The organism is Pseudomonas putida (genome assembly GCA_041879295.1).
GTDB lineage: Bacteria > Pseudomonadota > Gammaproteobacteria > Pseudomonadales > Pseudomonadaceae > Aquipseudomonas > Aquipseudomonas putida_Y.
The window spans coordinates 1,655,208-1,674,899 of sequence record CP047152.1; the positions used below are offsets into that span (position 1 = coordinate 1,655,208).

Here is a 19,692-nt window from a genome sequence, read left to right on the forward strand (position 1 = left end):
CGCCGTCAAGGAGAGCCGCCGATGACACCTGAAGTCGCTGTCGACCTGTTTCGTGATGCGTTATGGCTGACCACCCTGATGGTCGCCATACTGGTAGTGCCGAGCCTGCTGGTGGGTTTGGTGGTGGCGATGTTCCAGGCCGCCACGCAGATCAACGAACAGACGCTGAGCTTTTTGCCGCGCCTGCTGGTGATGCTGGTCACACTGATCGTCGCCGGGCCGTGGCTGGTGCAGAAGTTCATGGAGTACTTCGTCAGTCTCTACACCAGCATCCCGCAGTTGATCGGTTGACGCGCCGATGCTGGAACTGACCGATACGCAGATCGGCACCTGGGTCGCCACCTTCATCTTGCCGTTGTTCCGGGTGACGGCGGTGCTGATGACTATGCCGATCTTTGGCACCCGCATGCTGCCGGCGCGGGTGCGATTGTATGTGGCGGTGGCTATCACCGTGGTGATCGTCCCGGCTCTGCCACCCTTGCCCGAGTTCGCCCCGTTGAGCCTGCGCGGCCTGCTGCTGTGTGCCGAGCAGGTCATCGTCGGGGCCTTGTTCGGATTGTCATTGCAGTTGTTGTTCCAGGCTTTCGTGATCGCTGGCCAGGTCGTCGCGGTGCAGATGGGCATGGCGTTCGCATCGATGGTCGACCCGGCCAACGGCGTCAACGTCGCGGTTATCAGTCAGTTCATGACCATGTTGGTAAGCGTGCTGTTCCTGCTGATGAACGGCCATCTGGTAGCGTTCGAGGTGCTGACCGAAAGCTTCACCACCTTGCCGGTGGGCAATGCGTTGGTGGTCAATCAGTTCTGGGAGCTGGCGGGGCGCCTCGGCTGGGTGTTCGGTGCCGGTCTCCTGCTGATCCTGCCGGCAATTGCCGCACTGTTGGTGGTGAATATCGCCTTTGGCGTAATGACGCGTGCCGCGCCGCAGCTGAACATTTTCTCCATTGGTTTTCCGCTGACCCTGGTCATGGGCATGTTCATTTTTTGGGTCGGGCTTGCCGATATACTTTCCCATTACCAGGCATTGGCCAGCGAAGCGCTGCAATGGCTGCGTGAACTGGCGAGGGCGCGCTGAACATGGCGGAAAGCGAAAGCGGTCAGGACAAGACAGAGGAGCCCACCGACAAGCGCAAGCGCGATGCTCGCGAGAAAGGCGAGATCGCGCGTTCCAAGGAGCTGAACACGGTGGCGGTGACCTTGGCCGGTGCCGGTGGCCTGTTGGCGTTTGGCGGCCACCTGGCCGAGACGCTGCTGGCGATCATGCGCATGAACTTCAGCCTGACCCGCGACTTCATCGTCGATGAGCGCGCCATGGGGGCTTTCCTGCTGGCCTCGGGCAAGATGGCCATCTGGGCGGTGCAGCCGATATTGATCCTGTTGTTCGTGATTTCCTTCGTCGCGCCGATAGTCCTGGGCGGTTTCCTGTTTTCCGGCAGCCTGCTGCAGCCCAAATTCAGCCGCATGAATCCCTTGTCGGGGATCAAGCGCATGTTCTCGATGAATGCCCTGACCGAACTCTTGAAAGCATTCGCGAAATTTCTCGTGATTCTGGTCGTGGCGGTAGTGGTGCTGGTCAATGATCGTCAGGCGCTTCTCGCCATCGCCAATGAGCCGTTGGAGCAGGCGATCATCCATAGCCTGCAGGTGGTGGGCTGGAGTGCGTTGTGGATGTCGGCCGGGCTGCTGTTGATTGCGGCGGCCGACGTGCCGTTCCAGTTGTGGCAGGCGCACAACAAGCTGAAGATGACCAAGCAGGAGGTGCGTGACGAGTACAAGGACACCGAAGGTAAACCCGAGGTCAAGCAGCGTATCCGCCAACTGCAGCGCGAGGTTTCGCAGCGGCGCATGATGGCGGCGGTGCCGGATGCCGACGTGATCATCACCAACCCGACGCATTATGCGGTGGCTTTGCAGTACGACCCGGAGAAGGGTGGGGTGGCCCCACTGTTGCTGGCCAAGGGGACTGACTTCATTGCCTTGAAGATCCGCGAGATTGGCGTGGAGCACAAGATCCAGATCCTCGAATCGCCAGCGCTGGCGCGGGCGATTTATTACTCCACCGAAATTGAGCAGGAAATCCCTGCTGGCTTGTACCTGGCGGTGGCCCAGGTGTTGGCGTATGTGTTCCAGATTCGGCAGTACCGGGCTGGCAAGGGCAAGCGGCCAGAGCCGCTGAAGGACGACCTGCCGATCCCGCCGGATTTGCGGCGTGACAGTTGATGTGTCCGGCGTAGGTTTTTTGGTGCCGGTGAGATAGAGCGCCGCCCGCGCGGCGCATCGCGAGCTGCGCTCGCTCCTACGTTTGTTTCAGGCCAGTCATGCCTGTGACAGGCGCGCGCGACCGCCTTGTTGGTACGACGTAATATCTCGGCATACGCCAAGGCGTTCGCGCGCGAATCCCACAGAAATAATTGGCCCGAAACAAACGTAGGAGCGAGCGCAGCTCGCGATGCGCCGCGCGGGCGGCGCTCTATCTCACCGACACCAAAAAACCACGGCGAACGCCCAAACCAAAAAGTTGGAAGGCTTCTTGCAGAGCCACGCCCAGGCGCCCCCTGGGCGTCAAAGTTTTGCATCAAGAGGACTCGCGGTGGATCGCACTCAGTTAATCAGCAACGCCCGTAACAACCTGGCCGGGCTCGGCCGGGGCAACCTGGGTGTGCCGCTGCTGCTGCTGGTGATGTTGGCAATGATGATGTTGCCGATACCGCCGTTCCTGCTCGACGTGTTCTTCACCTTCAACATCGCCCTGTCGATCGTGGTGCTGCTGGTGTGTGTATACGCCCTGCGCCCGCTCGACTTTGCCGCGTTCCCCACCATCCTGCTGGTGGCCACTTTGTTGCGCCTGGCTCTGAACGTGGCGTCCACCCGTGTGGTCATGCTGCATGGCCAGGAGGGCCACGGCGCTGCCGGTAAAGTGATCCAGGCCTTCGGTGAGGTGGTGATCGGCGGTAACTACGTGGTCGGTGCAGTCGTGTTCGCCATCCTCATGATCATCAACTTCGTGGTGGTGACCAAGGGGGCCGGGCGTATCTCGGAAGTGAGTGCGCGTTTCACCCTCGACGCCATGCCCGGCAAGCAGATGGCCATCGACGCCGACCTCAATGCCGGCCTGATCGATCAGGCCCAGGCCAAGCACCGCCGTGCCGAGGTGGCGCAGGAGGCCGAGTTCTACGGTTCGATGGACGGTGCCAGCAAGTTCGTGCGCGGTGATGCCATCGCCGGCTTGCTGATCCTGTTCATCAACCTGATCGGCGGCATATTGATCGGCATGATGCAGCACGGCATGAGTTTCACGGAGGCCGGCAAGGTGTACGCCTTGCTGACCATCGGTGACGGTTTGGTGGCGCAATTGCCATCACTGCTGCTGTCCACCGCCGCCGCGATCATGGTGACCCGCGCGTCGGGCTCCGAGGACATGGGCAAGCTGATCAATCGGCAGATGTTCGATTCGCCCAAGGCCCTGGCAGTGTCTGGCGGGTTGATGATTGTCATGGGGCTGGTGCCGGGCATGCCGCACGTGGCATTCCTCAGTCTCGGCCTGCTGGCCGGTGGGGGCGCCTACCTGGTGTGGAAGAAACAGCAGCAGGCCAAGGTCAAAGCCCTGGAAGAGGCGCAGCGCCAGCAGGACCTGCTGCCCTCGCCACAGCGCGCGCTGGAAACCAAGGAACTGGGTTGGGATGACGTCACCCCCATCGACATGATCGGCCTGGAGGTTGGCTATCGGCTGATCCCGCTGGTCGATCGCAACCAAGGCGGCCAGCTGCTGGCGCGGATCAAGGGCGTGCGCAAGAAGCTGTCGCAGGACCTGGGCTTCCTGATGCCCACCGTGCACATTCGTGACAACCTCGACCTGCAACCCAGCGCCTATCGCCTGACCCTGATGGGGGTGATTCTGGCCGAGGCGGAGATCTATCCGGACCGCGAACTGGCAATCAACCCGGGGCAGGTGTTCGGCACCCTGAACGGTATTGCCGCGCGCGATCCGGCGTTTGGCCTGGAGGCGGTGTGGATCGATGTTGGCCAGCGTTCCCAGGCGCAGTCGCTGGGCTACACCGTGGTCGATGCCAGCACCGTGGTGGCCACCCACCTCAACCAGATCCTGCAGAAACATTGCCACGAGCTGATCGGTCACGAAGAGGTTCAGCAACTGCTGCAAGTACTTGCCAAGGCATCGCCTAAACTTGCAGAAGAGCTGGTGCCGGGTGTCATTTCCTTGTCGGGGCTGCTCAAGGTGCTGCAAGCACTGTTGTCTGAACAGGTGCCAGTGCGCGATATTCGCAGTATTGCCGAGGCCATCGCGAACAACGCTGGCAAGAGTCAAGATACCGCCGCACTGGTGGCGGCAGTGCGCGTCGGATTGTGTCGTGCCATCGTGCAAAGCATTGTCGGCGTTGAGTCGGAGCTGCCAGTGATTACCCTGGAGCCAAGGTTGGAACAGATTTTGCTGAATAGTCTGCAAAGGGCCGGGCAGGGTCAGGAAGATGGTGTTCTTCTGGAACCTAGCATGGCCGAGAAGCTGCAACGTTCGCTGATCGAGGCGGCCCAGCGCCAGGAAATGCAGGGTCAGCCGGCCATCCTTTTGGTCGCCGGCCCGATACGCGCCATGTTGTCGCGTTTCGGTCGCCTGGCTGTACCGAATTTGCATGTTCTGGCGTATCAGGAAATACCTGACAACAAGCAAGTCACCATCGTTGCCACCGTGGGCCCTAACGGCTGAGGTAGGGGATAATGCAAGTTAAGCGATTTTTCGCCGCCGATATGCGTCAGGCCATGAAGCTGGTCCGTGACGAGCTGGGCGCCGATGCCGCGATCATTGGCAACCGTCGCATTGCCGGTGGTGTCGAACTGACGGCCGCGCTGGACTACAAGCTGTCCGCCCTGGCCCCGCGTGTGCCCAACGCCGAGCTGGAAGAAGAACTGCGCAAGACCCATACGCGCATTGCCAGTGCCCAGGCCGAGCTGGACCACCGTCAGGACAGCAGCGACAACAACCGTCAATTGTTCGCCGGGCAATCTTTGACCGCTGCCGAACCGTTGATCGAGCCGCATGTCGAGGCCCCCGAGGCTGCTGCCGCACCGGCTGCTGCACCGGTTGATCCGCGCCTGTTCGATGCCATGCGTTCCGAGCTGTCGGGCCTGCGCGAGTTGCTGGAAGTGCAACTCGGTTCGCTGGCCTGGAATCAGCTGCAGGGCAGCAAGCCGCAGCAGGCCAACATTTGGCGCCGCCTGCAACGCATCGGCCTGTCGGGGCCGATCGCCCGCGAGCTGCTGGACCTGACCGCCGAGATCGAAGAGCCGCGCCAGGCCTGGCGCATGCTGCTGGCTCACTTGGCGCGGATGATCGAAATACCTGAAATCGAGCCGATCGAAGAGGGCGGCGTGATCGCCGTGGTCGGCCCGGCGGGTATGGGCAAGACCACCACCCTGGCCAAGCTGGCCGCGCGCTACGTGCTCAAGTACGGCGCGCAGAATCTGGCGCTGGTGAGCATGGACAGCTTCCGTATCGGCGCCCAGGAGCAGCTCAAGACCCTGGGCCGCATCCTCAACGTGCCGGTGACGTACGTCGACCCGGGCCAGTCGCTGGCAGCAGCGCTGGAGCCTCTGCTGCGCAAGCGCGTGGTGCTGATCGATACTGCCGGCCTGCAGGCCAGCGACCCTGCGCTGCGCATGCAACTGGAAACCTTGGCCGGGCGTGGCATTGCCGCGAAGAACTATCTGGTGCTGGCCACCACCAGCCAGAAGCAGGTGCTGACCGCCGCCTACCACAGCTACAAACGCTGTGGCCTGGCCGGCTGCATCCTGACCAAGCTCGATGAAACGGCAAGCCTTGGCGATGTGTTGAGTCTTGCCATCAGTCATGAACTGCCAGTGGCCTATCTTACCGATGGGCCACGCATTCCTGACGACTTGCACTTGCCGCGGGGCCACCAGTTGGTTTCGCGCGCGGTGAATGTGCAGCAGCAGGACGAGCCCAGCGAAGAGGCCATGGCCGACATGTTCGCTGATCTCTATCACAACCCACGGCGAGCGGGTTGACCATGAAGCGTGTGCAAAGTAGCTATGCCAAGGGGCACGCAGAATTGCCCTACGTGTGGCCTGAGTCCCAGCGAGACAAGGTAAAGAACAGACATGGGTAGCATGCATCCCGTACAGGTGATCGCCGTGACCGGCGGCAAAGGTGGCGTCGGCAAGACTAACGTTTCAGTGAACTTGTCCCTGGCGCTGGCCGAGCTTGGCCGCAGGGTCATGCTGCTGGACGCCGACCTGGGCCTGGCCAATGTCGACGTGTTGCTGGGCCTTGCCCCCAAACGTACTCTCGCCGATGTCATTGAAGGGCGTTGCGAACTGCGTGACGTGATGCTGCAGGGCCCTGGCGGTGTGCGCATCGTGCCGGCAGCCTCGGGCACCCAGAGCATGGTGCACCTGGCCCCAGCCCAGCACGCCGGGCTGATCCAGGCGTTCAGCGAGATCGGCGACAACCTCGATGTGTTGGTGATCGATACCGCTGCGGGTATCGGTGACTCGGTGGTCAGCTTCGTTCGCGCCGCCCAGGAAGTGCTGTTGGTGGTGTGTGATGAACCTACCTCGATTACCGATGCCTACGCGTTGATCAAGCTGCTCAATCGTGACTACGGCATGAACCGTTTCCGTGTGTTGGCCAACATGGCGCAGAGCCCGCAGGAAGGGCGCAACCTGTTTGCCAAGCTGACCAAGGTCACCGACCGCTTCCTTGACGTTGCCCTGCAATACGTGGGTGCCGTGCCGTACGACGAGTGCGTGCGCAAGGCGGTACAGAAGCAGCGTGCCGTCTACGAAGCCTTCCCTCGCTCCAAGTGTGCGCTGGCTTTCAAGGCGATTGCCCAGAAGGTCGATAGCTGGCCGCTACCGGCCAACCCGCGCGGCCATCTGGAGTTCTTTGTCGAGCGCTTGGTGCAACCCACCAGCGCGGGACCCGTGCTATGAACGCCAGCGGTTTCAAGATGTACAGCCGGGCGTCGAAGGACGCCCAGTACGAGCTGATCGAACGCTACGCCCCGCTGGTCAAGCGCATCGCCTACCACCTGCTGGCGCGCTTGCCGGCCAATGTGCAGGTCGAAGACCTGATCCAGGCGGGCATGATCGGGCTGCTGGAAGTGGCTAACAAATACGACGCCAGCAAGGGCGCCAGCTTTGAAACCTATGCTGGCATCCGCATCCGCGGGGCCATGCTGGACGAAGTGCGCAAAGGTGACTGGGCGCCGCGTTCGGTACACCGAAACACCCGTATGGTCAGTGACGCGATGCGTGCGGTTGAAGCCAGAACAGGCCGTGACGCTAAAGATCATGAAGTTGCTGCCGAACTCCAATTGAGTCTCGATGATTACTACGGGATCTTGAACGATACCCTGGGCAGCCGCCTGTTCAGCTTCGACGACCTGTTGCAGGACGGTGAGCACGAAGGGCTGCATGAGGATGGCGCCAGTGGCCAGGTCGAACCTGCGCGGGGGCTGGAAGAGGACCGCTTCCAGGCTGCCCTGACCGAGGCTATCGCCAACCTGCCGGAGCGTGAGCGCCTGGTGCTGGCGCTGTACTACGACGAAGAGCTGAATCTCAAGGAAATCGGTGAGGTGCTTGGTGTCAGCGAGTCGCGGGTCAGCCAGTTGCACAGCCAGTGTGCCGCGCGCCTGCGTAGCCGCCTGGGGGAATGGCGGGCGCGTTGAGCCCGCTGTCGTTGCAGTCGTTTTCCACGTTGTACCGAATTGAATGAGTGCGTGCTCGGTAGGCCGAGCGCGTTTGAGACTGCTTGGAGGTCTAATTGGACAAGAACATGAAAATCCTCATCGTTGACGACTTTTCGACGATGCGGCGGATCATCAAGAACCTGTTGCGTGACCTGGGTTTCACCAACACCGAGGAAGCCGATGACGGCACCACGGCGTTGCCAATGCTGGAGAACGGTCACTACGACTTCCTGGTAACCGACTGGAACATGCCGGGCATGTCCGGCATCGACCTGCTGCGTAAAGTGCGTGCCAGTGACAAGCTGAAAAGCATGCCGGTACTGATGGTGACTGCTGAAGCCAAGCGCGACCAGATCATTGAAGCGGCCCAGGCCGGCGTCAATGGTTATGTGGTCAAGCCGTTCACCGCTCAGGTGCTCAAAGAGAAGATCGAGAAGATCTTCGAACGCGTCAACGGCTGAGTCACGTTACGGGGGGCGCGTCATGGATTCATCACAAACGTCTTTGGGCGAGTTCGAATCGACCCTGAAGAAGCATGCCCAGGAGTTGGTCGAAAGCCTGGAACGGGGCCGTTTCGGCGAGGCGGTGCAGCTGATTCACGAGCTGAACCAGACCCGCGACCGCGGCCTGTATCAGGAAGTCGGCAAGCTGACTCGCGAGCTGCACAGTGCCATCGTCAGTTTCCAGATCGACCCCACCATGCCGCAGGCAGAAGAGGTGTCGCAGATTACCGACGCCACCGAGCGCCTGTCCTATGTGGTCAAGCTCACCGAGGGCGCGGCCAACCGCACCATGGATCTGGTCGAGGAAAGCACGCCGGTGCTCAATGAACTGGCCAGCGAGGCCAAGGCCCTGAGTACCGACTGGCAGCGTTTCATGCGCCGCGAAGTGGCTGCGCCGGAATTTCGTGATCTGGTCAAGCGAGTCGACAGTTTCCTGACGCACAGCGCCGAGGGTAACCGAAAGGTTGCCGGGCACCTCAATGACATTTTGCTGGCCCAGGACTATCAGGACCTGACCGGCCAGGTGATCAAACGCGTCACCACACTGGTGACCGAGGTGGAGAGCAATCTGCTCAAGCTGGTGCTGATGGCCAGCCAGGTCGACCGCTTTGCCGGTATAAACCATGATCACGATCAATTGCGTGCAGAAAAAGATCGAGAAAAACATCCGACTCGGGGTGAAGGTCCGCAGATTCATGCCGATAAGCGTGAAGACGTCGTGTCCGGTCAGGACGATGTCGATGATCTGCTGTCCAGCCTTGGTTTTTAAGGAGCACGTTTGATGAGCTTCGGCGCCGATGAAGAAATCCTCCAGGATTTCCTGGTAGAAGCCGGCGAAATTCTTGAGCAATTGTCCGAGCAACTGGTCGAGCTGGAAAGCCGACCTGACGATGCCGACCTGCTCAATGCGATCTTTCGCGGTTTCCACACTGTAAAAGGGGGCGCCGGCTTCCTTCAGCTGAACGAGCTGGTGGAGTGCTGCCATATCGCCGAGAACGTGTTCGACGTCCTGCGCAAAGGTGAGCGCCGGGTCGATGCGGAACTGATGGATGTGGTGCTCGAGGCACTGGATACAGTGAACAGCATGTTTGGCCAGGTGCGCGAGCGTTCCGAAGTGACGCCGGCCACCCCCGAGCTGCTGGCGGCGTTGGCGCGCCTGGCCGAACCTGGCGGAGCCGAAGCTGTTGCAGCGCCGGCACCGGTTGCCGACGTGGCGGTTGCGGCATCGGCCGATGCCGACGAGCAGCACCAGGACATCACTGACAGCGAGTTCGAGCAGTTGCTCGATTCGCTCGATGCGGTCAAGGCGCAAGCAGCGGCCGACGAGCAGATGCAGGGCGAGACCGTCAGCGGTGCTGGTGATGAAATCACCGACGCCGAGTTCGAGTCGCTGCTCGACCAGTTGCACGGCAAGGGCCAGTTCAGTGTCGAGGTTGCGGCGCCGCCGGTTGCCGTCAGCAGCGAAGCGACCAGTGATGAAATCACCGACGCCGAATTCGAATCGCTGCTCGACCAACTGCATGGCAAGGGCACCTTCCAGGTCGATGCCTTGCCAGCCACCCAGGCGCCAGCGCCTGCCGTGCCAGACAGCAGCGCAAACAGCGATGAAATCAGCGAGCACGAATTCGAAGCCCTGCTGGACCAGTTGCACGGCAAGGGCAAGTTCGGTGGCGATGTTGCCGCTGTAGAAGCCCCGGCTGCTGTCCAGGCGCAAGCGCCGGCTGCCGCCAAGGCCGAAAGCCAGCCGGTGGCCAAGCCAGCCGCCGCACCAGCGCCTTCGCCGGCCAGCAAACCTGCCGCGGCGCCTCGCGCGCCGGCCCCGGCCGCCGAAAAGCATGCTGCCAGCGAAGCAGAAACCACGGTGCGCGTCGATACCGCGCGCCTGGACGAGATCATGAACATGGTCGGCGAACTGGTGCTGGTGCGTAACCGCTTGGTGCGCCTGGGCCTGAACAGCGGCGATGAGGCCATGTCCAAGGCCGTGTCCAACCTCGACGTGGTCACCGCTGACCTGCAGACCGCGGTGATGAAAACCCGCATGCAGCCGATCAAGAAAGTCTTTGGCCGCTTCCCGCGCCTGGTCCGTGACCTGGCGCGCCAGCTGAAGAAAGAGATCAACCTGGAGCTGGTCGGCGAAGAGACCGACCTTGACAAGAACCTCGTAGAAGCCTTGGCCGACCCGTTGGTGCACTTGGTGCGCAATGCTGTCGACCACGGTATCGAGATGCCCGACGAGCGTGAAGCTTCTGGCAAGGCGCGTACCGGCCGCGTAGTACTGTCGGCCGAACAGGAAGGTGACCACATCCTGCTGTCGATCTCGGACGACGGCAAGGGCATGGACCCCAACATCCTGCGCGCCAAGGCGGTGGAAAAGGGCCTGATGGACAAGGACGCTGCCGAGCGCCTGAGCGAGTCGGACTGCTACAACCTGATCTTCGCCCCGGGCTTCTCGACCAAGACCGAGATTTCCGATGTGTCCGGGCGTGGCGTGGGCATGGACGTGGTGAAAACCAAGATCTCCCAGCTCAACGGCTCGATCAACATTTTCTCGGCCAAGGGCCAGGGCTCCAAGATCGTCATCAAGGTGCCGCTGACCCTGGCAATCATGCCCACCCTGATGGTGATGCTGGGCAACCAGGCGTTTGCCTTCCCGCTGGTCAACGTCAACGAGATCTTCCACCTCGACCTGTCGCGCACCAACGTGGTCGACGGGCAGGAAGTGGTGATCGTGCGCGACAAGGCGCTGCCACTGTTCTACCTCAAGCGCTGGCTGGTCCAGGGCCAGGTGCACGAAGAGCAGCACGAGGGCCACGTGGTGATTCTGTCGGTCGGCACCCAGCGCATCGGCTTTGTCGTCGACCAACTGGTTGGCCAGGAAGAAGTAGTCATCAAGCCGCTGGGCAAGATGCTGCAGGGCACCCCGGGCATGTCCGGGGCCACCATCACTGGCGACGGTCGCATCGCGTTGATTCTCGACGTCCCGAGCATGCTCAAGCGTTACGCCGCGCGGCGTATTTGATTTCGGTGGCGCGCCCTGGCGGGTTGCGCCGCCTAATGGAGTGTTTATGGCAGTCAAGGTCCTGGTGGTGGATGATTCTGGTTTCTTCCGCCGCCGTGTCTCGGAAATCCTCTCAGCGGATCCAACGATCCAGGTCGTGGGGACCGCGACCAACGGCAAGGAAGCAATCGACCAGGCGCTGGCGCTCAAGCCCGATGTGATCACCATGGACTACGAAATGCCCATGATGGATGGCATCACCGCAGTGCGGCACATCATGCAGCGCTGCCCGACGCCCGTGTTGATGTTCTCGTCGCTTACCCATGAAGGCGCCCGTGTCACCCTCGACGCGCTGGATGCCGGCGCCGTGGACTACCTGCCGAAAAACTTCGAGGACATCTCGCGCAACCCTGACAAGGTCAAGCAGCTGCTGTGCGAGAAGGTACACACCATTTCGCGCAGCAACCGCCGGATCGGCAGCTATGCCAGAACGGCGCCGGTCGCCGCGCCAGCGCCCGCCAGCACCTTCACCAGCCAGGCGCAGGCACGCCCGGCTGCGCCTGCCCGTGCAGCGGCCCCGACAGCGGCAGCCTCGCAGTCGCCGGCAACCAAGCGCAAACCCTACAAACTGGTGGCCATCGGTACCTCCACGGGGGGGCCGGTGGCACTGCAGCGGGTACTGACCCAACTGCCGGCCAATTTCCCGGCGCCGATCGTGTTGATCCAGCACATGCCGGCGGCCTTCACAAAAGCGTTTGCCGAACGCCTGGACAAGCTGTGCCGCATCAGCGTCAAGGAGGCCGAGGACGGCGACATGCTGCGCCCGGGCCTGGCCCTGCTGGCCCCCGGCGGCAAGCAGATGATGATCGATGGCCGTGGTACGGTGAAGATCCTGCCCGGCGACGAGCGCCTGAACTACAAACCCTGCGTGGACATCACCTTCGGTTCGGCGGCCAAGTCTTATGGTGACAAGGTATTGTCGGTAGTGCTTACCGGCATGGGCGCCGATGGCCGTGAAGGCGCGCGCCTGCTCAAGCAGGGTGGCAGCACGGTGTGGGCCCAGGATGAAGCCAGCTGCGTGATTTATGGCATGCCCATGGCCATCGTCAAGGCCAACCTGGCTGATGCCGTGTACAGCCTGGACGAAATTGGCAAGCACCTGGTGGAGGCGTGCGTCTGATGGACGTCCTCAGCCTGATCGGTTTGATCCTGGCTTTCGTTGCCATCGTCGGTGGCAACTTTCTTGAAGGCGGTCATGTCGGTGCTCTGGTCAATGGCCCGGCGGCTCTGATCGTGCTGGGTGGTACCCTGGCGGCGGCGTTGTTGCAGTCGCCGCTGTCGTCGTTCAAGCGCGCCTTGCAGATTTTACGTTGGATCCTGTTTCCACCGCGGGTCGACCTGGCGGGCGGTATCGACCGCGTGGTGAACTGGAGCCTGACCGCTCGCAAAGAAGGCTTGCTGGGCCTGGAAGGGGTAGCTGACAGCGAGCCCGACCCGTATGCGCGCAAGGGCCTGCAACTGCTGGTGGACGGCGCAGAGCCGGAAGCCATCCGCAGCATCCTCGAGGTCGACTTCCTTACCCAGGAAGGCCGTGACATCCAGGCAGCCAAGGTATTCGAAAGCATGGGCGGCTATGCGCCGACCATCGGCATCATCGGTGCGGTCATGGGCCTTATCCACGTGATGGGCAATCTGGCCGACCCGTCGCAACTGGGCAATGGCATTGCCGTGGCCTTTGTCGCCACCATTTACGGTGTGGCCAGTGCCAACCTTGTGCTATTGCCGGTTGCCAGCAAGCTCAAGGCCATCGTCATGCGCCAGTCGCGCTACCGCGAAATGCTGCTCGAAGGCCTGCTGTCGATTGCCGAAGGTGAAAACCCGCGCTCGATCGAGCTGAAGCTGCAAGGCTTCATGGAGTAACCCATGCGTCGCCGTCGTCATACCGAGGAACACGAAAACCACGAGCGCTGGCTGGTGTCGTACGCCGACTTCATCACGTTGCTGTTCGCCTTTTTCGTCGTGATGTATTCGATTTCCTCGATCAACGAGGGCAAGTACAAAGTTATTTCCCAGGCCTTGCTCGGGGTATTCAACGACCCCGAGCGCAGCATGAAGCCGATCCCGATTGGCGATGAGCAGCCGCTGAGCGTGCGCCCGGCCGAACCGCTGGTCAAAGACAGCGAGCAGACCGAAGCGGGCCTGGCGGCGACCAATGCCGACCCGTTGAAAACCATCAGCAATGACGTGCGCGATGCCTTTGGCGACCTGATCAAAAGCGACCAGATGACTGTGCGCGGCAACGAACTGTGGATCGAGATCGAGCTCAATTCGTCGCTGCTGTTTGGCAGTGGTGATGCGATGCCCAGTGACAAGGCATTTGCGATCATCGAGAAGGTGGCCAACATCCTCAAGCCGTTCGCCAACCCGGTGCACGTCGAAGGCTTCACCGACAACCTGCCGATCCGCACCGCGCAGTACCCCACCAACTGGGAGTTGTCCTCGGCGCGCGCGGCCAGCATCGTGCGCCTGCTGGCCATGGAGGGTGTCAACCCGGCACGCATGGCCTCGGTGGGCTACGGCGAGTACCAGCCGGTGGCCAGCAATGATACCGCCGAAGGGCGCGCACGCAACCGTCGGGTTGTGCTGGTGATTTCCCGTAACCTGGAAGTGCGCCGCAGCCTGACAGGCTCGGGCAGTGCCAATGCCACACCGGATGCCGCGTTACGCAGGGCTGGCACACAAAGTGCACCAGCAACGCCAGCAACGGTGGTGGGGCAGTGATTCGTCAATTCCCCGTCGCTGATATGAACACGATTTTGAATGTGCCGCCGTACCCTGTGGGAGCGGGCGTGCCCGCGAAGCCAGAGACTCGGTGAATGGCGCCGGCTGCGCCGGTGTTCGCGGTCCTGCACGCTCACACTGAGGGGCGTGCAAGCTTTGAAGTTTTGCGCATGACAGTTGTATCTACAGTGTCCCTGCCAAATCAATAGATAGAGTTTGCTTGATGAGAGTCTGGGCAGTAGCCAATCAAAAAGGTGGCGTCGGCAAGACCACCACTACCATTGCCCTGGCCGGCCTGCTGGCCGAGGCCGGCAAGCGCGTGGTCGTCGTCGACCTCGACCCGCACGGCTCGATGACCAGCTACTTCGGGCACAACCCGGATGCCTTGGAGCACAGCTGCTACGACCTGTTCCTGCACAAGGGTGCGGTGCCCGAAGGTTTGCCCGGGCAATTGCTGCTGCCCACCAGCGATGAGCGCATTTCGCTGTTGCCGTCGAGTACCGCGCTGGCGGTGCTGGAGCGCCAGTCACCAGGACAGAATGGCCTGGGTCTGGTAATCGCCAAGAGTCTGGCGCAGCTGTGGCAGGATTTCGACTATGCCCTGATCGACAGCCCACCCTTGCTGGGGGTGCTGATGGTCAATGCCCTGGCCGCCAGCCAGCAGCTGGTGATCCCGGTGCAAACCGAATTCCTTGCGGTGAAGGGCCTGGAGCGCATGGTTGGCACCTTGGCCATGGTCAACCGCTCGCGCAAGCAGGCGCTGCCGTACCAGATCGTGCCGACCCTGTTCGACCGTCGTACCCAGGCGTCGCTGGGCACCCTCAAGCTGCTGCGTGATGCCTATGGGCAGCATGTATGGCAGGGCTACATCCCGGTGGATACGCGCTTGCGCGATGCCAGTCGCAAGGGCGTCACGCCCTCGCAGTTCGACAGCAAGAGCCGCGGGTTGATCGCCTACAGGGCGCTGCTCAAGCACCTGCTCACCTACAAGAACGCAGTGCAGGTGGCCTGATGACTCAAACTCGGCAAACCAGCACCCGGCCCCAGATGGCCCTGCAATCGTACCTGGACGGCTTGCTGCAGGAGGCCACCGAGGCCGAAGACCTGAGCGAGCCGCCAGCAGTGACGGATGAATTCGCCGAGGCGGTGCGTGAGGAGCAGGCACGCGATGCCCGGCAATCGGCCCGGCCTGAGCCCGCCGTGGCTGCCGCCAGCCTGGCCCCGCGGCCGTTCGCCGAGCCCCGGCTGGCGGTACTGCCGAGCCTGATGCCGGTGGAAGCCCCGGTGGTGACGGTGGTCGAGCAGGAGATCGTGGCCGAAGCCAGCATTCCGGTACTGGTCGAAGAGCAAACCGTGGAACCGGCTGTGCCGCTGGTCGATGTGCATCTGCCGGCGCCCAACCTGCCCGTACCGCCGGCCACTGTCGACGGTCGTCCGGCATGGGCGGCCGAGCCATTCGAATGCCTGCTGTTCGACGTTGCCGGCTTGACCCTGGCGGTGCCGTTGGTGTGCCTGGGCTCGATCTACACCCTGGCTGGCCAGGAGCTGACGCCACTGTTCGGGCAGCCCGACTGGTTCCTCGGCATCCTGACCTGCCAGGCTGGCAACCTGAAGGTGCTGGACACTGCGCGTTGGGTAATGCCTGACCGCTACCGCGATGATTTTCGCCAGGGCCTGCAATACGTGATTTCGGTGCAGGGCTACGAATGGGGGCTGGCGGTGCATCAGGTCAGCCGCTCGCTGCGCCTGGACCCGTCGGAGATCAAGTGGCGCAGCCAGCGTGGCCAGCGCCCGTGGCTGGCCGGCACGGTAATCGAACACATGTGTGCACTGCTCGACGTCGCCGCACTGGCCGAGCTGATCGCCAGCGGCGCGGTCAAGCAGATGCACGCGAAACAGAAATGACACAGAACATACCGCCAACGGCGGATTTTGAGGGTAGGGGAATGAAAAAGTCGTCTGCACAAGGTTCCGAAGATCCGATCCTGCAGTGGGTTACCTTCCGTCTGGACAACGAGTCCTACGGCATCAATGTGATGCAGGTGCAGGAAGTACTGCGCTACACCGAGATCGCCCCGGTGCCGGGTGCGCCGAGCTACGTGCTGGGCATCATCAACTTGCGCGGTAACGTGGTGACGGTGATCGACACGCGTCAGCGTTTTGGCCTGATGCCGACCGAAGTGACCGACAACACCCGTATCGTCATCATCGAAGCCGACAAGCAAGTGGTCGGCATTCTGGTCGACAGCGTGGCCGAAGTGGTTTACCTGCGCCAGTCCGAAATCGAGACCGCGCCGAACGTGGGTAACGAAGAGTCGGCCAAGTTCATTCAGGGCGTGTGCAACAAGAATGGCGAGCTGCTGATCCTGGTCGAACTGGACAAGATGATGACCGAGGAAGAGTGGTCCGAGCTGGAGAACATCTGAGTTGATCCTGCAGGTTGCTGTCATCTTCCTGGCACTGGCATGGGCGCTGAGCCTGTGGTTTTTCCTCAACTACAGCAAGCGCCAGCGCGAGCTGGCTGCGCAGCAGGCGGAGGGCGATGCGCTGCGTGACCAGCGTATCAAGGACTTGGCCAAGCGTCTGGATGACTACCAGAACGTTACCGTACGTATGGGTGAGGCCATCCATGAGCTGCGTGAGGCGGTGGCCACCCTGCCAGACCGGCTGGAGCGCCTGGAACAGCGCGACCCGAGCAACGTTACCTTTAGCCAGGCGGCCAAGCTGGTGGGGATGGGGGCGAGTATCGATGAGTTGACCCAGAGCTGCGGCCTGACCCAGGCCGAGGCGGAGTTGATGAGCAAGGTTTACCGGGCTCCTTGACTGGGGCTGGCAGGTAGCCTCGGCAGCAGGTTCGTCCCCTGGGAAACCGAGCGTCGCCCACGCGCCGCTCGATCTGAAGGTGCCGCCGTGCCCGTTCAGTACCCGCTGTTCAGTTGCGAACCCAGGAATGGTTGCCGCCGACGCCGGCGAATCGGTTCAGGGGCAGCAGTTGCCTCAGGGCTGTATTGGCTTGCGAAGGGTTGATGAATGGATAGCTGTTGACGCGTGGCATGGTGTGCAGGTTTATGATCTGGCGCAGGGTCCGCAACCCGGGTAGATGGCGATCGACCACTTCGGTGAGCAGCGCCGGCCCGGTGAGGTAGCTGAGCGTATTGGCATAGCGGTAGAAACCGCTCGGGTCCTGTTCCAGGCTCGGCCGGCTATCGTAGAAGTCTGCATGGGTCTGGTAACGTGCGAGCATTTCATCAGAGATCGCATCCAGCAGCGGGTTGCCGGGGTGGCTACCAATGAGGCTGGTGTTGTACAGGCAATTCATGCTCATTTTCTCGTTGGACATTGGCGGTGGCAGCAGCAGCCCATCGGGTGGGGTGCGCAGTTCGACCTGATCGATCGTTTCGCCCTTGCCGTCCGGCAGCAGGAAATCGTCTACGTCCATGTATAGCCCACCCTCATGGTGCAGCATTCGGTAGCGCAGCACATCCGTCGCCGACGCGTAATTGGTGGCGATGCCACCGTTGCCATCCAGTGCTGCATCGTACTGTGCGTAATAGCGGCTTTGGCGGAAGGCCCGGAAGAAACCTTGCTCTTCAAGCGGCAATACCCGCAGCCCTGGCGCCCGCGCTGCCAACAGGCTTGCGTTCTGTTCGTAGGCGGTAGGCGAAGCCTTCGACAAAAACAGGCGCATGCTGTATTCACTGTCGCTCAGGCGCGCGGCGTTGGCGGCAATGTTGGCCAGCAATGGCTCGCTAATGACTTTGTCGCCGACCCAGAGGCTGGAGATAAGTTTGGGGATGGGGGCGCTGTCCGGGGCCGGTGTTGGGATGGTTACTGGCAGTGGCAGGTCCACACCCAACGCGCGCAAGGTGCGGGTGCGCATGGCGTCGGTGACAGGGCGCTGCCTGTCGAGCGCCACAAGGTCACGGCTGCCAGGTACCGCGATGTAGGCTTGCGGCTCGACCTCGTTGACGGATTCCTTGATGATGAATGCGTCGTGCTCCAGGTCATAGACCACGCGTGCATTGTAGGTTTCGATGCTGCATTCCAGGTCGTCCAGTTCGCCATCGTAGTGCGGCAAGCGTATCACCGCGCCGGCAACAGCCGGGTCACCTTCGTCAAGTGGTGTAATCGGCTGGTGGTTGTGGAAGTACTCTGCGCCTTCTGGCTCGGGAAGCCGTGGTGGACTGGTCGGGCTCAACGGATAGCCGAGTTGCCCGTTGACCTCGCGCGGCATGACAAAACCATCGCTTTTGAACTCGAACAGGGCCTTGATGCCTGCGCTGCCCTCCGTTGCCAGCGGTACGGCGTTGAACAGCCCCCAGGCGATGTCGCCAACCCCATCCTGTTTGGCTTTCAGGCTGTGGCCATTGATCACCTGATCCAGGCCCAGGCCCAACTGGGCAATACCTCCGAGCGCCAGCAGTGGCGCCAGCCCCGGCACCACCAGGCACAGTGGCGCCAGCAGGTTGAGCGTGTTGGTGAGGTAGCCTCGCCATCTGGCTTTGGTAACCTGGCTATCGGTGGTGATGACAAAATCGGCATCGTCGTAGCTGCGCTGGCGCTGGCGCTCGGTCAAGGCTGCGAACATATCCCCGGTCAGTTTGGGGTTGTATTTGCCAGGTTTGTAATTCACGTAGGTTCTGGGAGGCCAGACGCCATCATCGTTGAAATAACCGTGTTCCGGCGGCAGGCGGTGCCGGTCCGGGTAGTCGCCAAGGCCCTCTAGCGCGGTGTCCAGGCCGCTGAAATCAAGGCCCTGAGGGCGGTCGGCGAGCCTGAAGTGTTGTTTGAGTGCTTCGCGTCGGGCGGGGTCCTTGCACTGCTCGCCTACCCAGTCCTTGAGCAGGTTCTCGCTGGCGAATTCGAGCAAGGGCGAGCTGTTGCCTGGCATGTACAGCAGGGTCAGATCGCTGTGGGGGGCATTGATGTACAGCAGGTCGGTGGCCGCATAGCCATAGATGCTCAGCGTGCTGACCCGTATCTTGAAGCGCTGCGGCATCATGCCGGCGGCTTGCCATGCCAGCTCCCTGGCGGCATCGCTCAGGCGCCCCTGGCTGACCTGGGCGTTGCAGGCGGCGATGAAATTGAGCTTGCTGGCCAGGCGGTGACTGTCCTGGTGCTCCTGCCAGTAAGCGTCGAGCATGGCTTTGAACGGCTGGTGAAAGTCCAGCGCTTCGATGAACCGCTGGAAGGCTTCAGCCGGAACCTGAATGTGGGTCGAGGCATCGTAACGGGCAGGGGACGATCGCTGGAACAGGCCGTTGTACACTTCGAAGGCTGCGCCCTGATGGCCAAAGCCCAGCGCTGGCAGGCGATCGACCAGCCTCAATGGCCCTTGGGGGAAGGTGCCTGCCCAAGGGTTGGCGAACAACGCCCCGATGAGGTTGTTATCGGACTCCCCTTGCCAGTTGCCCAGCAGCGCCTGGGTCATGCTCTGGGTCTGCTGGACCGCTGCCACATACCCTTGGTCATCCGGCCGGTAGTGCAGGGTGACCACCTCGACGCGATCGGGGTCGATATCCACACCTTGCCCGGCAAGCCACTGTCGGATCAAGCGATTCGCTTCGCGGTCCGGGCGTGGGATGTTGGCCAGATGGTCTACTACGAATTGCACACCTTGGGCGTTGATTCTGCTGTCGATCATGACGGTCACCTTGTACGTGGGAGGCCGACAAGGTTGGGCGCA

The 19,692-nt window shown here is 62.0% G+C and carries 18 protein-coding genes; 17 read left to right on the top strand and 1 reads right to left on the bottom strand.

The features are described from left to right. Positions 1-21 precede the first annotated feature (21 nt). The 17 genes from fliQ to GST84_07765 all read left to right on the top strand — a co-directional run bounded on the left by fliQ (position 22) and on the right by GST84_07765 (position 16,829). Positions 22-291 (top strand): flagellar biosynthesis protein FliQ, encoded by a 270-nt coding sequence (gene fliQ / locus GST84_07685; GenBank protein ID XGB12249.1) that lies wholly within the window; start codon positions 22-24, stop codon positions 289-291. A gap of 7 nt (positions 292-298) precedes the next feature. Further along, on the top strand, positions 299-1,075 hold the full coding sequence (gene fliR / locus GST84_07690; protein ID XGB12250.1) for a flagellar type III secretion system protein FliR: 777 nt from the start codon (positions 299-301) through the stop codon (positions 1,073-1,075). Positions 1,076-1,077: 2 nt separating this feature from the next. Beyond that, a complete protein-coding gene (gene flhB / locus GST84_07695; protein ID XGB12251.1) occupies positions 1,078-2,220 on the top strand; it encodes a flagellar biosynthesis protein FlhB in 1,143 nt (380 codons plus the stop codon). 370 nt (positions 2,221-2,590) lie between these two features. Beyond that, a complete protein-coding gene (flhA, locus tag GST84_07700) occupies positions 2,591-4,720 on the top strand; it encodes a flagellar biosynthesis protein FlhA (protein ID XGB12252.1) in 2,130 nt (709 codons plus the stop codon). A gap of 11 nt (positions 4,721-4,731) precedes the next feature. Then, positions 4,732-6,039: a flagellar biosynthesis protein FlhF gene (gene flhF / locus GST84_07705; protein XGB12253.1), complete on the top strand. Its 1,308-nt coding sequence runs from the start codon at positions 4,732-4,734 to the stop codon at positions 6,037-6,039. Positions 6,040-6,132: 93 nt separating this feature from the next. Next, entirely contained in the window at positions 6,133-6,966 is an 834-nt protein-coding gene (locus GST84_07710; GenBank protein XGB12254.1) for a P-loop NTPase, read from the top strand. Further along, positions 6,963-7,703, top strand: coding sequence for a FliA/WhiG family RNA polymerase sigma factor (locus GST84_07715; protein XGB12255.1), 741 nt, complete (start codon positions 6,963-6,965; stop codon positions 7,701-7,703). Before GST84_07710 ends, GST84_07715 begins: the two co-directional genes overlap by 4 nt. 95 nt (positions 7,704-7,798) lie before the next feature. Next, on the top strand, positions 7,799-8,185 hold the full coding sequence (locus GST84_07720; GenBank protein ID XGB12256.1) for a response regulator: 387 nt from the start codon (positions 7,799-7,801) through the stop codon (positions 8,183-8,185). A gap of 22 nt (positions 8,186-8,207) precedes the next feature. After that, entirely contained in the window at positions 8,208-8,996 is a 789-nt protein-coding gene (locus GST84_07725) for a protein phosphatase (protein ID XGB12257.1), read from the top strand. Between the two features lie 12 nt (positions 8,997-9,008). Next, complete coding sequence (locus GST84_07730; protein XGB12258.1) at positions 9,009-11,246, top strand: chemotaxis protein CheA; 2,238 nt, start codon at positions 9,009-9,011, stop codon at positions 11,244-11,246. Between the two features lie 46 nt (positions 11,247-11,292). Continuing rightward, positions 11,293-12,405, top strand: a complete 1,113-nt coding sequence (gene cheB / locus GST84_07735) for a chemotaxis-specific protein-glutamate methyltransferase CheB (protein XGB12259.1) — start codon at positions 11,293-11,295, stop codon at positions 12,403-12,405. Continuing rightward, positions 12,405-13,145, top strand: coding sequence for a flagellar motor protein (locus GST84_07740; GenBank protein XGB12260.1), 741 nt, complete (start codon positions 12,405-12,407; stop codon positions 13,143-13,145). The genes cheB and GST84_07740 overlap by 1 nt, the downstream gene beginning before the upstream one ends. Positions 13,146-13,148: 3 nt before the next feature. Continuing rightward, positions 13,149-14,006: a flagellar motor protein MotD gene (motD, locus tag GST84_07745; GenBank protein ID XGB12261.1), complete on the top strand. Its 858-nt coding sequence runs from the start codon at positions 13,149-13,151 to the stop codon at positions 14,004-14,006. A gap of 223 nt (positions 14,007-14,229) precedes the next feature. Beyond that, complete coding sequence (locus tag GST84_07750) at positions 14,230-15,018, top strand: AAA family ATPase (protein ID XGB12262.1); 789 nt, start codon at positions 14,230-14,232, stop codon at positions 15,016-15,018. Continuing rightward, a complete protein-coding gene (locus GST84_07755) occupies positions 15,018-15,911 on the top strand; it encodes a chemotaxis protein CheW (protein XGB12263.1) in 894 nt (297 codons plus the stop codon). The genes GST84_07750 and GST84_07755 overlap by 1 nt, the downstream gene beginning before the upstream one ends. A gap of 41 nt (positions 15,912-15,952) precedes the next feature. Next, positions 15,953-16,432 carry a chemotaxis protein CheW gene (locus GST84_07760; protein XGB12264.1) on the top strand — a complete coding sequence of 160 codons (480 nt, stop codon included), beginning with the start codon at positions 15,953-15,955 and terminating at the stop codon, positions 16,430-16,432. 1 nt (position 16,433) lies between these two features. Then, positions 16,434-16,829 (top strand): DUF2802 domain-containing protein, encoded by a 396-nt coding sequence (locus GST84_07765; GenBank protein XGB12265.1) that lies wholly within the window; start codon positions 16,434-16,436, stop codon positions 16,827-16,829. A gap of 109 nt (positions 16,830-16,938) precedes the next feature. Here GST84_07765 and GST84_07770 read toward each other — a convergent pair whose 3' ends face one another. Beyond that, positions 16,939-19,650, bottom strand: a complete 2,712-nt coding sequence (locus tag GST84_07770; GenBank protein ID XGB12266.1) for a mannosyltransferase — start codon at positions 19,648-19,650, stop codon at positions 16,939-16,941. Positions 19,651-19,692 lie beyond the last annotated feature (42 nt).